Here is a 14,290-nt window from a genome sequence, read left to right as displayed (position 1 = left end):
GCATTTCACATTACTTTATCCACGATTGAAGCCCCTTTGGAGCAATGTACCTTCTTATTTGGTACACCCTACGTCACGAACCGTACATTAAAGAGATTCCTTTTACCGCGAATGCGGGTCGTCAGCATAGCAATTTTATAGCCCCCCGACTACTTCATAACCATCACAGGTTAGTTTTTCGCCGACTTCATCGAGCTTCATACATCTAAACGGTAAATTTTTGATGCATGTCGGAGTATCAGGGCAGGACTACCAACATTTAGTCCAGAGTAGGAACTTCCCCTACAAAATTCATAAACAACGTTAAATCTAGTAACCTAGATTCCTTAGCTTTTATTGAACGTTTCCGCTCAGATTAGGCTAAGAACAAGGCGCACGTGAAATCGTATGGGGGATTTAAGTATAAAAATGATACAGCTTCATTTTGATAGCGATAGGTAAGGTTTTGATGCTATCTCCACCTTTTCCCCCGCTCCACACCGTACGTGAGATTTTCACCTCATACGGCGTTCCACCTAGTTTAGAATCTAATTGGTTTTAGATTACAAGCCTTGCGATATTGGTTAACTTTCTGAATTTGCCTTGCCTTCAGATTTAGTAACATAAGGTATCGCCCAATAGTGTCTTCGTCAGAAGCGTGAATCAGTTTATGCACGTTTTTATGGATGATTCTCAGATTGTCAAAGGAATCATTACCTCCTTCTTTTCTAGGGGTAAAATGGTGACAATGAACATCATCCGCATATAAAAATTCTCCTGTAATATCACAACAACCCATTTGCATTGAATATCGTGAAAGACGGTTGTCTAGGTATTCTGCGGTGCCCTCAGGGATATGGGATTTCATCAATTTAAGAATTTCACCCATGATTTCGGGCTTCAATTTCTTAGAAATTAGCAATCTCCCTTTTTCCGTGAATGGTGTTAGCCCCTGTGAGAAATTCAGATTTGTTCTGGTCTTAATAGCTTGCATAGGATAAAGGTAAATACCATTTATTGCCCATGCTCTGTATCTGGACCAGCCATAGAATTTTTTGTATGTTGGTGGTGCATTACTTGTGTAAACCCGCTTTCCAACTTTTGAGAACCTATTGTATATCAGTCGGGATAATCTGTGGGACAGGTCGGTAAAGTCGTTACTAACATGAGTTGCATATTTAAAGTAGTTATGGATTCCTAGAATGAAGCTGTTCCAATTCATAAGGTTTTCTCGGGAAGGGTTTTTGCGAATATTCAAGATATGCTTTCTCGCACGTCTCAAAATTTGCTCCTTCTTTTCACTCTTTATATTACTTTTTGAAAAGTAACTGCTACCCTTTGGGGTTGCTTTTAGAGTGAAACCTAAGAAATCGGTGCTTCTTTTTCGGAGATTAACTACTTTGGATTTATCCGGGTTGATGTCTAATTTGAGCCTTTCCTTTAAGTAATCTTTAACCACGTGAAACCATTTGAGTGCAATTTTATGGTTTCTTGCAAAGATTTTAAAGTCGTCAGCATATCTCACAATGTAACCTTCCTTTAAATTGGTACGTTTTAAGGCGGCTACCTTATCACCTTGTCTTTTGTATGAAAATTTCGATGGGTAGTTCTCCCATTGATTCGAGATCCATACATCTAAGTCATGTAAGACTATGTTAGACAGAAGTGGTGACAGGATACCTCCCTGTGGTGTTCCTTTTGTAGGAATACCAAGACCTTTAATGGGGGTTTTTAACATTTTTGAGATTATTGCTAGGACTTTTCTATCCTGTATGCCTATACTCCATATTTGCTTCATTAACCTTCGGTGATTTACGTTATCAAAGAAGCCTTTAATATCTACGTCTACAACAAAGTGTAGTTCAGCCTTGTTGATTAATGAATCGCAACGGGATTTAGCATGGGATGTACTTCTTAAAGGTCTGAAACCATAGCTGTGTGAGTAGAATTTCGCTTCACAAATTGGCTCAAGGACTTGCTTAAACATCTGTTGAATAATCCGGTCAATCATGCTAGGAATTCCTAATGGACGTTTGTCTCCATTGGGTTTGGGAATATAGACTCTTCTGACCGCTTTAGGTTTATAATCCACTAACTGCTCTTGGATAAGAGTGATTAGTTCCTCTTGGGATTTTAGTTTATAGCTGTCTATCGTAATTCCGTCAGTTCCTGGAGTTTTAGACCCTGAATTTGACTTGATAGTTCTATATGCTAAAAGGATGTTGTCTCGACTGGTAATTATCTCGTAAAGTTTATTAAACTTTTCACCGTTCTTACTTTTCTCATATAACTCAGAAAAGGTCGGTGTTAGTCCGTAATACTCCCACTGTCGCAATCTCGTCTGCACTGTGGCAACTCCACCTTTCTTTGAGTTGTCCCCACATTCATACTCGACCGATGCAGCTCATCTATTAAACCAGATTTTAGTTCTATCCTAGACTTGGGCCTATCCCTCCACTATGTTTCCATAATTTCATAGGTACTGTGGCCCTACTTTCACGACAACGAATGCATTTCGATACAAGGTATCTAATAGCAACCTTCCCAGTAGTGACTGTTATATAGAAGTTTATCGCTTACGACGTTCCGAATTAATTAGCTATACATATAAACTTAGGTGCTGACTCTGAGCCTGTGAGCGTAATATCCTCATGGTTGGATATATCGGTTTTCATAGTCATTTGCTTACTAGCCGACACTTACCTCGCTGTAGCGAGCAGAATACTTTCGTATTCCTATCATGTAGACCCGTTCATTCGCCAGTTCGTCAGTTCATTTTAGAACATTCTCACCATATTTATTTTGTAGCCCCCCGACTTATCATCATCCATATTCAAAGAACTTAGGGTGATTTCAGCCGACTTCGCCTGGCTTCACACATCTCTGATTCACTACTAGTAGATGCATGCAGGAGTCTTAGGGAAAGAGTTTCAGCTCAACATGAAGGCTTTCATTCCTCTTTATCATTAATTCAGTTGTAACTATTCTTTATTACGAATAGCCCCTTCTTTTCCTAGATTTGCTCTAGTTATTGAAGAACGCCTCGCACAATGACCATAGATTCAATAGGTGCATTAATTGTATGGTCTAATACAGATTTTGCTTTATCCGCTCTTCCCTTATCCAACTCCACACCGTATGTAGTAATCCTACAATCCTCTTTCTGAAAGGCAGCTGATAGTTGTTTAAGGATTTCACCTTCACCGCATGTGGGATCTAGCCACACTCCGCTCCCTTCAACTTCTAATAACTGAGTGAAATACTCACCTTGTCGTTCAGGAGTGGCAAAGAAGCCAGCCCTAATTTTATTTCCTACATGACTCATTTAATAATCCTCCTAAAATATTATTCTTAGTATCTTTCCAAGTACGAAATCCAGCCTTTTCGTAAAAGTCCTGATAAGGATCGCGAAAAGTATCTAAGTATTCTATAAGCTCATTGAGTTGGTCCCTTGATACCTCACCTTTTTTGTAATGATTCCGTAGGTGGGTCAAAGCAACCACTTTGAACATCTTATCTTTCTCTGCAAACGCACTTTGAATCGCGAAGTAAGCTAAAAAGGGAATGTACTCCTTGGCCTTTTTAAAAAACGGTTCGGTCACTGCTGAATCGAGATAACAATCTGGCAGATTCAAAAAAATTCCTCCTTCATAATTAAAAAAGAAAGGGAAACACAAAACCCTTTCTTCATTTTGGAGATCTATTAATTTTCAATCCGAAGCCCTAAGATTGAACAAATGGCTTTTAAGGAGTCAGACTCCGTGATATCCATTTCTTCGAGTTTAGTAAGCTCCTGATCCTCCAAAATTTCATAAGTATCAGTATGAAGGTAAATTTCTAAATAACCTTCATCTTCCGATTCCTGAAACATAGGAAGAAATCCAAACTTTTCTCCAAAACTTACTTCTAGGTATTCTCGTATCTCCTCAGCACTAGCAGAAAATATATTAGACTCATCTAGTACACGATATTTTTTCATTCTATGCCTCCAAATTCTTTTTTAAAAAGGAAAAGCGCTCATTCACAAAGGAACGAACGCTTTATTCTCTCCAATCTTAAAATGGCCATTCCTCATTGGTTTCAACGCTACCAGGGAACGGGTCGTCATCATGGGATTGGTTATATTGATGATGATCTCCATTACTATTTTCATTGATACTTTTCTTTGTATCGAGAAAACGTACATCTTCTGCTACAACTTCCATAGTATAAATCTTCTTATTGTCTTTCATATAAGATCCAGTACGAATAGAAGCAGTAACACTAACTAAACTACCCTTGTCCAGGTATTTATAACAATTGTTAGCAGTCTTTTTAAACGTTTTTATAGCAATAGGTAAGATTTTGAAGTTATCTCTATCTTTTCCCCTGCTCCACACCGTACGTGCGATTTTCACCGCATACGGCGTTCCATCTCTCTCAAGCTATGAACTGATAGGTTCTAGATTACACTTTTTACGAAATGTGTTTATCTTCTTAATAACGTTTTTGTTAAGGTTCCATGATTCAAGATATTTATCGATTGTTGGTCTTTTGGTTGCATGGATGAGGACGTGTAAATCTTTGTGTATAATACGAAGGTTATCAAAGTCATCCGTACCACCAAGGTGAATGGGGATGAAGTGATGACAATGAACGAATTCGGCAGGAAGGTGTTGCTTGGAGATTTCGCATTTGCCGTTAACCATACTGTATCTACTGATTCGGTTGTCCAGATATTCCACGCTTCTATTTTTAATTTTGGACGCTAAGAGTTTAGATATCTCGTGAGAGATATTGCCGTTGAGTTCCTTATGGATGTGTTTTCTACCCTGTGCCGTTAGAGGAGTAAGCCATTGTGAGAAATTCATTAGGCTAGAGTGTCTAACGTCTGTTAACGGGTATAAATGAACACCGCAGACCTTATAAGTTTTAGAGTTGTTCTTGTAAATCTTCTTATAGATAGTTCTTGGATTCTCTGGCAACTCATACTTTCCAACTTTTTTCAATCGATTACCTCTGAGCTTTCGTAGCCGGAAGTCAATTTCTTTAAAGTCCAAAGATACGTAGGTTGCACCTCTACTGTAGTTCTGAATACCGAGTACCCAGCTGTTGTAGAGAAGAACATTAACATTACTAGCAGTAGGATTTTTGGAGAGGGCTTTAATCCTTTTCCTTCCTTCGTGCTTGTATTGTTTCTTCTTTTTCTCACTGATGCGAGATTGTGCAACCCGTTTATTACCTTTAATTTCAGCTCTAATCGAGAATCCTAGAAATTCTGTAGCTCTTTTTCTAAGGTTTCTGATACCAGATTTTTCTGGTGAGATGTCAAGTTTAAGACGGTCTTTTAAGTATAGTTTGACTGCTTGAAACCATTTTTGGGCGGACTGCCAACTTTTACAGAAGATTTTAAAGTCATCCGCATAGCGAATGATGTAACCCTCTTTCATGGATGATTGCTTTAAGACTCTATATCTGTTGTAGTCTTGGTTGAATTTCTTTTTGGTATCGAAATTCTCCCATTGACCCGCTACCCATTGGTCCAAGTCGTTAAGTACGACATTGGAGAGTAATGGGGATAGGATGCCGCCTTGTGGAGTACCTTTTTGGGGGATACCCTCGCCATCAATTTCGGCTTTAAGCATTTTACTTATAATACGTAAGACTATCCTGTCGCGAATACCAATATTCCATAATTGCTTAATTAATAGAGTATGATTGACATTGTCAAAGAAACCTTTGATGTCGATATCCACTACATAATGTAGTTGATTTCTATTAATAAGAGTATTTGCTCTAGCAATTGCATGGTGAGTAGACCTAAGAGGTCTAAAACCGTATGAGTGATTAAAGAATCTAGCTTCAACAATTGGTTCGAGAACCTGTTTGAATGCTTGTTGAATGATTCTATCACTCATGCTAGGGATTCCTAGTGGTCTTTTACCGCCATTACTTTTAGGAATGAGTACTCGTTTGACTTTCATTGGCTGATAATTCAATAGACGTTTTTGGATAAGTTTAACCAATTGTTCGTCGGTTAATTTTTTAAAGTCATTGATGGTTCTTCCGTCTTTTCCTGGTGTATTGGAACCTTTATTTGTTTTAATTGTACGGTAAGCTAAAAGGATGTTCTTGTAAGACGTAATGATGTCATAAAGTCTGTTAAAGGTCTTTCCTTTTCTGCTATCGTTGTATAAGTTATCAAATGTTTCGGTCAAACCGTAGTATTCCCAGTATCGTAATTGTGTTTGCACGCTGGATCATCCCCTTTCTCGGAAATGATTTCCCATCTTCGTACCTGACCCTTGCAATTCATCATTTGGAATATCAGTTTTCTAGAGAAAGACTTGGGGCTGTTCCTCCATTCCCATTACAGGAGTTTCATAGGTCGTGCCCCTGCTCTCACAAGGATAAATGCATTTCCACCATGAGGTTTTATAGCAACCGTTGGGATGACAGTCCCTTTGTAACGTTCCTTGCTTTCCTTGTTCCTTTTATCCTAGCTTTACATATATCCTTAGGTGGTTCCTATGAGCCTGTAAGTTTTGCAGCACCGTAGTTTGCTGGACGGATTTCATCCCAAATATCCTTACTTTCCGCCACTTACCTAGCGAATTGCTAGCCATTACCTTTCGATAATGTCTTTATATAGACCCGTACATTCGGAAACTTTGTCAGACCAAATGGTCATTCTCACCATAGATATTTTATAGCCGCCCGACCTATCTCAATTCGTATTCATAAGGAACTTAGAATTGATTCAGCCGACTTCACCTAGCTCCATACGGTCAATTTCTGTCTATTCGACCGCATGTAGGAGTATCAGCGTAGTTGTTTCGGAAAACATGGATTCCTCATTCCAACTATCAGATAAAAAGTTAGGTTTAATGGTTAATTAAACCTCTGTATTTCCCAGTTTTTAACGCTGGTTATAACAGAACAAGTCGCACATCTGAATAAAGTCAGCTTCACGTTCACCGTTTTGGTTTGTATAATTACGATTAACAGCTAATGTGAATAGGCAAACTTTCTGTTCATCACCTTTAATAATAGGCTTTTTTGTAAGTCGCCCCACTAGGTTAAGGCTATTCATTAACAATACCCCTTTTCTTTTAATGAAGTAAAATTACCGTGATGACCAATAATAATGTGATCTAATAAATCGATCCCCACTAGCTTCCCTGCCTCAGATAATCTTTTGGTAACTTCGATGTCTTCCCTTGAAGGATAAGGGTCTCCGCTGGGATGGTTGTGACCAGCTATTATTGATGCTGCGCTGAGTTTTACTGCCTCACGAAAGATTTCTCTAGGGTGTACGATACTTGCATTTAAAGAGCCTTTAAATATTGTCTTACGCCCAATAACCACATTTTTTGAGTTAAGAAATAGCACCTCAAAATGTTCTTGATCTAGTGTAGACATATCAGCCATATATTTAGCAGCGTCTTCTGGACTTCTGACAATATAGCATTCCTCAAACTTAAATTTGTTGAGTAGACCAGCAAGTCCAATACAGGCAATAATTCGATCCGCAGTTGTTTCGCCAATACCTTCATATTGGAGTAACTCTTCTTTAGATAAGGAAGAGAGCCTTTTTACTCCTAATGAAGACAACTGGCCGGTTACAACTGGATTTGCTTTTGGTCCAATTAATACTGCTAACAAATTTTGTAGAGAAGTATTTTCAAAACCATAAAAGCCTAGCTCCTCTTTCGCAATTGCAAAATGATTTTTCAATGTTTCCAACAACCTTTCTTAAAGTCTCTTAAATGCTTTCTTAAACTAATTGCCTCTTACTCTTCGATGTCGAAGAAGTACCCTAGAATGGCTTTTTTGGTGCGCTGAATAAAAGAAGGGCTTACCTCATAATTAGTGCTCATATGATAAGTTTTCTCTCCCTTTAATCTCCACATTACTGTTTCCCCAGTTGCATTCTCGACAGCTGCAATAAACAAGAGTATCTCTTGTGTAGCAGACTTCCTATCAATGGACTTTGCTCGAAAATATCGACGCTCTCCATTTCTAAGAAGTATCTCTGCAGAAATGCGATACCTGTCATTTGAGGGTAAAAGCCTGATTTCCTTTCTACAATCCTCAATAACATCTCCTGGTTTTCCTAATAACTGTGACATTGTAACAGCCATTTTCTTTTCCACCTTTCTGGTATATTTTTTTATTAAAACGCAAAAAGGCGCCCTCCAGAATGACTCTAATAAGCACATAAAAAAATGTGTAAAAGAATCGTTCCAAAGAACGCATACGTTTAATAAACATAGCCCGCTAACCAAAGATTGGTTGCTAAAAATAATAAAATAATAAAATGTTACAAATTCATTTTACTATTATTTGGATTTATAGGCAATATTTAAATGATTCTATTGGCTATTGGATACCGTTGAAATCCGTATATAAAGGCATATGATCACTTAATTTAATCCAATTTTCATGTTTCCCTACTTCCATTTTATTTAGCGATGATAGTATATCTATAGAAGTAAAAATATAGTCGATATGAAATGGTCTTACATATTCTTTTCGAAAATAGTGGGTAGGCTGTGACTCATCACCATGCTCTTCGTTATAAAAATGATGGTATGTGCTAATTATACCCTTGTTTTTTAATAGATTGACCACATCCGTATGAGTACCAACCCTCTTGATATGATCAAAGTTCTTATTGCTATTCCAATCCCCAGCAATAACGCAGGGTTCCTTCAACAAACTGTCATAATATTTTAGGGCTAAATATATTTGACCAATGTAACTTTCAAATTTTGCTTTTGTATTTTGTGACCATACCGAAAAGAGAATAAAATTCCGTTTTCCAGTTACCAACAACGGAATAATATAGCGAAAATCCTTGTTATATAAAGGGTGAAGTTCAATTTTATAATGTTCATTTAATGTAAATATACCAATCCCCTTATTAACTTTCTCACCAAACCAAAGGAATTGATTAACGTCCTGAAGTTTAGTTTGTCCCCATTTTTCCGGAGATTCGGATTCTGGAATAATTAAAATATCTGCTTGATATGATTTTAAGTGTTCCAATTTATCTCTAAAACGCATTGCAGCATTCCAAACAATTAGTTTCATTTTGATACTCCTATATAATTAATAGTATTTAAGTACGTATATTTTGGGAATCCTGGTTACTTACTTTCGATAAGAACACTTAATTTCCTTTAAGTACCCAAGAGCAACTGTAGAACGATAATAAAGTTATTTAGTTTCGCTCTAATAATATACAAGAGCCTCACTACATTTGATATGTAATAAGGCTCTAATAGTTGTTAAAATTGAAGTGATTTAATAGAATATTGTTGTTTAAAAGGATATTAAAGTTGTTTCATTCTTGTACAACTCCGTTTGTTTAAGTGCAATATTTCACAATCTATTGGAGATAATAAAAAAGCGACCTCCGTGGATTAAGAATCGCCCTAATTAGTATCAAGAAATATTTATTGAAATCCACCAGTGTCTTTATTATCACCCATCGTATAGTTTGAACTATCTCCTGGCATCCGTCACTTAAAGGAGTTTTTCGTATTTCTCCACCTAAGATATCATTTACCACTAACGATGTTACCCCACATTGCCCTTTTGCTGGATTATCCATACTCCATTTTTGAACTTGACTTTAATGACCAAGCGTTACTCAAAGCATTTAATAACTGGGTAATTGATACATCTAAATTTATACGCAACACTTTGTCATTCAATTTAAGGATACTAGTTTGATTACTGATGTGTTTTTTTTCATAATCTTCTTGTAGAAGTCCATATATTGCACAATCTTTGTATTGACCCTTGGCATTGCGAATCATATGTCTGATCGTTCCCTCTTGCTCCATTCCAACTTTACCCATCACGTCTGATCGTTCCCTCTTGCTCCATTCCAACTTTACCCATCACTTTTCCAGAAGCCGGATTGTCAGTGTTATGTGCTGCAGTGATTTTGTGAATGTTCATATATCGGAAACCGAATTCCACAACCGCCCTTAATGCTTCGGTCCCAAAGCCCTGGTTCCACCATTCATATCCAATCGAATAACTTACTTCACAGTTGCAAGTGGAGTAATCGAATTCATACAAATCAATCTCACCTATCAATGTACCATCAGCTTTTCGCTCAATAGCCCACCAACAAAATTCTATATTGGCATAATATCTTACTATCTTTGCATCCCTCTCAATTGTTTCTGAAACGGTCTTGTGTGCGGCATTGATCCGATTGTCAGACACCCGTTCATCCGAAAGCCAATGTTCGAAAGCCTTTTGAGAATCAGACCGTTTCATCCTTCTAAGGACTAAGCGGTCAGTTTCTATTTTTGGAGTTCCTGAAAAATTTATCATTATTTGAAGTAACCTCCCTTTATTTAATAGTGTAAACCGTAATAGGAAAATGCCTTTCAACTAACCTGCCCCTATCGTATTATAAGGTCAGCCAGATTTTTCTGGTTGACCATTTTTTATATGGTTTTATGATTACGGTAGCCGGGGTAGAACGCACCTGCCCGTGGGAGGATGATCCCGTCAGCTAAACTGTTCACCCCCTACTTGCTTAAACATGATTTGGCTGGTTGGGACAGTGATCTCGTATAACAAGCGAAGCTATGAAACTGCAAGAAGGTCTAGGGGCTGCCGGCAAATTTATAATTTTTTGGAGGAGATAAAATAATGAACCCTGTTGTTGGACTAGATGTGGCCAAAGGCGAAAGCCAGGTACAGGCTTTCTTGGATAAGAAAAAACCTTATAAAACAAGCTTTAAAGTACCTCATACTCTAGAAGGTCTGGGAACATTAAGTGAGTTTCTTAGTGAAATAGAAGATCATACTGGGATTAAACCACCGATTGTTTTAGAGTCTACAGGCCATTATCATACACCTGTCGTCCAATATTTTGAAGAAAGAGGCTACTTGCTTATTATTGTTAACCCACTTGTCTCTTATCGAGCAAAAAGTTCTTCCTTGCGGAAGGTAAAAACAGATATCATCGATGCCAGGCATTTGTGTGAGCTCTACTACAAAGAGGAACTGGAGCCTTATAAAAAACGTGGGATTCAACTTCTAAACCTTCGCAATCTTACGAGGCAACACGAAAATATGACGGGTATGTATGTACAGACAAAGCTCCAATTTCAGGCAGTGCTTGATCAGGTATTCCCTGAATACGAAGATGTATTTGGAGACTTATATTCGGTTGTCTCACTATTAACCTTAATGGAATTCCCTACATCCAAAGAAGTATTGGGAGTTGAAGAAGACACCCTGGCCAACCGGATTGATGAGCTTTGTAAAAGCCGTTCAAGTAAGTGGGCATTCACTCAAGCAAAGAAGCTCATCGAGGCAGCCTCCAGAAATCCTTTTAAGGAAATCCTATATCGAAGTCATATCACAAGTCTTGAACTGAATATAAAGATGCTTCTGGAATACCAAAAGCACCTATCGAAGTTGGAAGCAGAGATAGATGCCTTGGCAAGAGAAATGGAGGAATATCAAATCATCCAATCCATCCCGGGTATCGGAGAAAAGATCGCGGCAACGATCATTTCTGAAATCGGAGAGATTGAACGGTTTAACAATCCAAAAAAGCTTGTGGCATTTGCCGGGTTAGATCCCAGCATCTTTGAGTCCGGTAGATTTAAAGGAACAGTCAACCGGATTACAAAAAGAGGATCAAGCAGGCTTAGGCACGCGTTATATATGGCTGTCCGTTGTGCGATTCGTGATTCCCGCAAAAAGAAGACAACACCGGAAATCATCCCACGCAATAAGAAGTTGCGGGAGTTTTACGATAAGAAACGTGGTGAAGGCAAACCATACAAGGTTGCCATCATTGCTTGTGCCAATAAGCTGTTACACTGGATTTTTGCACTCTTAAAAAGCAATTCAATTTTCCAAGATATAGCTTAAAATGAAAAGCTACCTAAATAGCTCAAAACCTTCCAAAAGAGCTCTGACGGAAGGTTATTTAGCATGCTTACTTTTAGGATACCACACAATAAAAAACCATTTAAATGAAAAATGTTGACAAACTATTAGCTGGTTTAGTTAAATAAAAAGATCGGCTGTATTTGCAGCTAATCTTTAAGGATTGCACCCGCTAGTTCAATAAGAAATTTTTACTGACCATTTAAAGTCCTAATGTTATCCCAGCCATAAACAAGTTCTTTGAGTTTCTTTCCAGCAATCTCTACTTCAATTTTATCGATTATCTTACCGCCTATCGTCTCATAAAATAACCTTGAGTCATTTTCTTCTAAAACAAAAACAAGCATTGAATTTATCCCTAATTTCTCTAATTCCTTAATTACTGGATTTGTAAGAGCCTTACCTATTCCTTGCCCTTGGAACTCTTTTAAAATATAGATTGAACTTAGTTCCCCTTGATATTCTTTATACTTCCCACTTCTTTCTATACCACCAGATGAAAAACCAACAATCTCCCCATTATCGTTTTCTGCGACAAAAACATTTCCTTTTGGAATATTATTAATCCATAACTCTTCTCGTTTTTGATATGATAATTTATTTAAGAATTCATCTGAAATAATATTTTTATATGTTGTTCTCCAACTATCAACGTGTACTTTGGCAATACCCTTCGCATCATTTAAAACAGCTTTTCTTATGTTCATTAAATACACCTCTCATAAAAGTATAAAGTGTATATTCCATTTAATAACATATAATCCTTCTTCTTATTAAACTAAACTGACTCGTTAGTCGAATAAGAAAAAAAGAGCTGCCGATCCATACTGATCTTCAACTCTTGCACCCGTTCGTAATATAAGGTTAGCCAGATATTTCTGGTTGACCTTTTTATTTATGGTCTTAATATTACGGTAGTCGGGGTAGAACGTCGCACCCGTGGGTTAAATCCCGTCAACTAAACTGTTCACCCCCTACTTGTATAAACATGTTTCAGGCTGGTTGGGACAACGATCCCGTTTAACAAGCGAACCTATGACATTACAAGAAGCCTTAGGGGATACCGACAATTGTTGTTTTACAAAGGAGGAGATATGATTATGAATCCAGTCATTGGTCTGGATGTTTCAAAAGGTGAAAGTCAGGTTCAAGCATTTTTAGACAAAGGCAAACCGTATCGTAAGAGCTTTAGTATCAAACACAATACTGATGGTTTAGGTAGTTTATTAGAGTTCCTTCATGAAGTAGAGAGTTCAGCTGGTGGTCATCAGCCAACGGTGGTTTTAGAATCAACAGGACATTACCATTTTCCTGTAATTCAATTTCTTGAGGAGCAATGTTTTGTTTATATTGTTGTCAATCCTCTTATCTCCCATCGAGCCAAAAGTTCGAGTTTAAGGAAGGTAAAAACAGATACAATTGATTCTTTTCACCTTTGCGAACTGTTTTATAAAGAAGAATTAGAGCCTTATAAAAAAAGAGGAATTCAACTATTAAATCTTCGTAATCTAACAAGACAACAAGAAAGTATTGCCGAAGTATCAGCACAGACTAAAATACAGCTGCATACCCTTTTGGATCAGGTATTTCCTGAATATAGAGGAGTTTTTGGAAGTTTATATTCCAAAGTCTCATTGCTTACATTATTAGAATTTCCTACTTCAGAAGTAGTGTTAAGTGTGAGTGAAAGAGAAATAACAGAGAAAATAGCTTCGCTATGTATGAGTCGTTCAGATGCATGGGCAAACGAAAAGGCCAAAAAATTAAGGGAAGCAGCCCTTCGTAATCCGTTTCAAAGCAACCTCTACCAGAGTAATATTTTTAATCTAGAGTTATTAGTCAAGATCGTTCTTCAATACCAAGAGCATCTATCTAAGATTGCAGGTGAAATAGATGCCCTCGCTAAAGAAATTGAAGAATATCATATACTGCAGTCTATCCCTGGAATTGGAGAGAAAATCGCCGCCACGATTATTTCCGAGATTGGTGAGATAGATCGGTTCAATGATGCCAAAAAGCTCGTTGCATTCGCTGGAGTAGATCCTAGTGTTTTCTCTTCTGGTAAGTTTACTGCATCTGTAAATCGAATTACCAAACGAGGTTCTAGTAGACTTCGACATGCCTTGTATATGGCAGTTCAAAGTGGTATTCGTGATGCTCGTAAAAAGAAAACGACTGATAAAATCATCGCACGCAATAAAAGATTAAGAGAGTTTTACGATAAAAAACGTGAAGAAGGAAAACCCTTCAAAGTAGCAGTTATTGCATGTGTTAATAAGCTCTTACATTGGATTTTTGCCTTATTAAAAAGCAGAACTATTTTCCAAGATACAGTTTAAAAACTATATCTAACTAAATACAACAAAACCTTCCAAATTAAACATAGAGGAAGGTTATT

At 37.5% G+C, this 14,290-nt stretch carries 13 protein-coding genes and 2 pseudogenes; 2 read left to right on the top strand and 13 right to left on the bottom strand.

Annotated features, from left to right (window positions below):
- Positions 1-520: 520 nt before the first annotated feature.
- From ltrA (MKY20_RS25200) to MKY20_RS25145, 12 genes and pseudogenes are all read right to left on the bottom strand, one after another.
- On the bottom strand, positions 521-2,326 hold the full coding sequence (gene ltrA / locus MKY20_RS25200; RefSeq protein ID WP_341003659.1) for a group II intron reverse transcriptase/maturase: 1,806 nt from the start codon (positions 2,324-2,326) through the stop codon (positions 521-523).
- 681 nt (positions 2,327-3,007) lie between these two features.
- Entirely contained in the window at positions 3,008-3,304 is a 297-nt protein-coding gene (locus MKY20_RS25195) for a DUF6094 domain-containing protein (protein WP_019379595.1), read from the bottom strand.
- Positions 3,285-3,614 (bottom strand): hypothetical protein, encoded by a 330-nt coding sequence (locus MKY20_RS25190; protein WP_341003657.1) that lies wholly within the window; start codon positions 3,612-3,614, stop codon positions 3,285-3,287. The genes MKY20_RS25195 and MKY20_RS25190 overlap by 20 nt, the downstream gene beginning before the upstream one ends.
- A 68-nt stretch (positions 3,615-3,682) precedes the next feature.
- Complete coding sequence (locus tag MKY20_RS25185) at positions 3,683-3,958, bottom strand: hypothetical protein (RefSeq protein WP_009336504.1); 276 nt, start codon at positions 3,956-3,958, stop codon at positions 3,683-3,685.
- 76 nt (positions 3,959-4,034) lie between these two features.
- Complete coding sequence (locus MKY20_RS25180; RefSeq protein WP_341003655.1) at positions 4,035-4,376, bottom strand: single-stranded DNA-binding protein; 342 nt, start codon at positions 4,374-4,376, stop codon at positions 4,035-4,037.
- Between the two features lie 27 nt (positions 4,377-4,403).
- A complete protein-coding gene (gene ltrA, locus MKY20_RS25175; RefSeq protein WP_341003653.1) occupies positions 4,404-6,212 on the bottom strand; it encodes a group II intron reverse transcriptase/maturase in 1,809 nt (602 codons plus the stop codon).
- 698 nt (positions 6,213-6,910) lie between these two features.
- A pseudogene (locus tag MKY20_RS25170) lies at positions 6,911-7,051 on the bottom strand (single-stranded DNA-binding protein); the annotation flags it as partial.
- A complete protein-coding gene (gene radC / locus MKY20_RS25165; RefSeq protein WP_019379598.1) occupies positions 7,051-7,707 on the bottom strand; it encodes a RadC family protein in 657 nt (218 codons plus the stop codon). The gene radC and the pseudogene MKY20_RS25170, both read right to left, overlap by 1 nt.
- Positions 7,708-7,751: 44 nt before the next feature.
- Positions 7,752-8,102, bottom strand: coding sequence for a DUF6018 family natural product bioysynthesis protein (locus MKY20_RS25160; protein WP_341003650.1), 351 nt, complete (start codon positions 8,100-8,102; stop codon positions 7,752-7,754).
- 238 nt (positions 8,103-8,340) lie between these two features.
- Positions 8,341-9,054: an endonuclease/exonuclease/phosphatase family protein gene (locus MKY20_RS25155; protein WP_341003648.1), complete on the bottom strand. Its 714-nt coding sequence runs from the start codon at positions 9,052-9,054 to the stop codon at positions 8,341-8,343.
- A 427-nt stretch (positions 9,055-9,481) separates the two neighbouring features.
- Positions 9,482-9,659, bottom strand: a pseudogene (locus MKY20_RS28760) (YunG family protein); the annotation flags it as partial.
- A 160-nt stretch (positions 9,660-9,819) separates the two neighbouring features.
- The gene (locus tag MKY20_RS25145) at positions 9,820-10,314 is read right to left on the bottom strand and encodes a GNAT family N-acetyltransferase (protein ID WP_341003646.1); all 495 of its coding nucleotides are present in this window, start codon (positions 10,312-10,314) and stop codon (positions 9,820-9,822) included.
- 324 nt (positions 10,315-10,638) lie between these two features.
- Here MKY20_RS25145 and MKY20_RS25140 point away from each other — a divergent pair, with 324 nt between their 5' ends.
- Positions 10,639-11,874, top strand: a complete 1,236-nt coding sequence (locus tag MKY20_RS25140) for an IS110 family transposase (RefSeq protein ID WP_252222885.1) — start codon at positions 10,639-10,641, stop codon at positions 11,872-11,874.
- 209 nt (positions 11,875-12,083) lie between these two features.
- Here the strand turns inward: MKY20_RS25140 and MKY20_RS25135 are convergent, their stop codons facing one another.
- Positions 12,084-12,599, bottom strand: coding sequence for a GNAT family N-acetyltransferase (locus MKY20_RS25135; RefSeq protein ID WP_341003644.1), 516 nt, complete (start codon positions 12,597-12,599; stop codon positions 12,084-12,086).
- A gap of 393 nt (positions 12,600-12,992) precedes the next feature.
- Between MKY20_RS25135 and MKY20_RS25130 the strand changes: the two genes are divergently transcribed.
- Positions 12,993-14,231: an IS110 family transposase gene (locus MKY20_RS25130; RefSeq protein ID WP_034297819.1), complete on the top strand. Its 1,239-nt coding sequence runs from the start codon at positions 12,993-12,995 to the stop codon at positions 14,229-14,231.
- Positions 14,232-14,290 lie beyond the last annotated feature (59 nt).

This window comes from Cytobacillus sp. FSL W8-0315 (assembly GCF_038002905.1).
In the GTDB taxonomy this organism is placed as follows: domain Bacteria; phylum Bacillota; class Bacilli; order Bacillales; family Cytobacillaceae; genus Cytobacillus; species Cytobacillus pseudoceanisediminis.
This window is presented reverse-complemented; position numbering and strand designations above follow the sequence as displayed.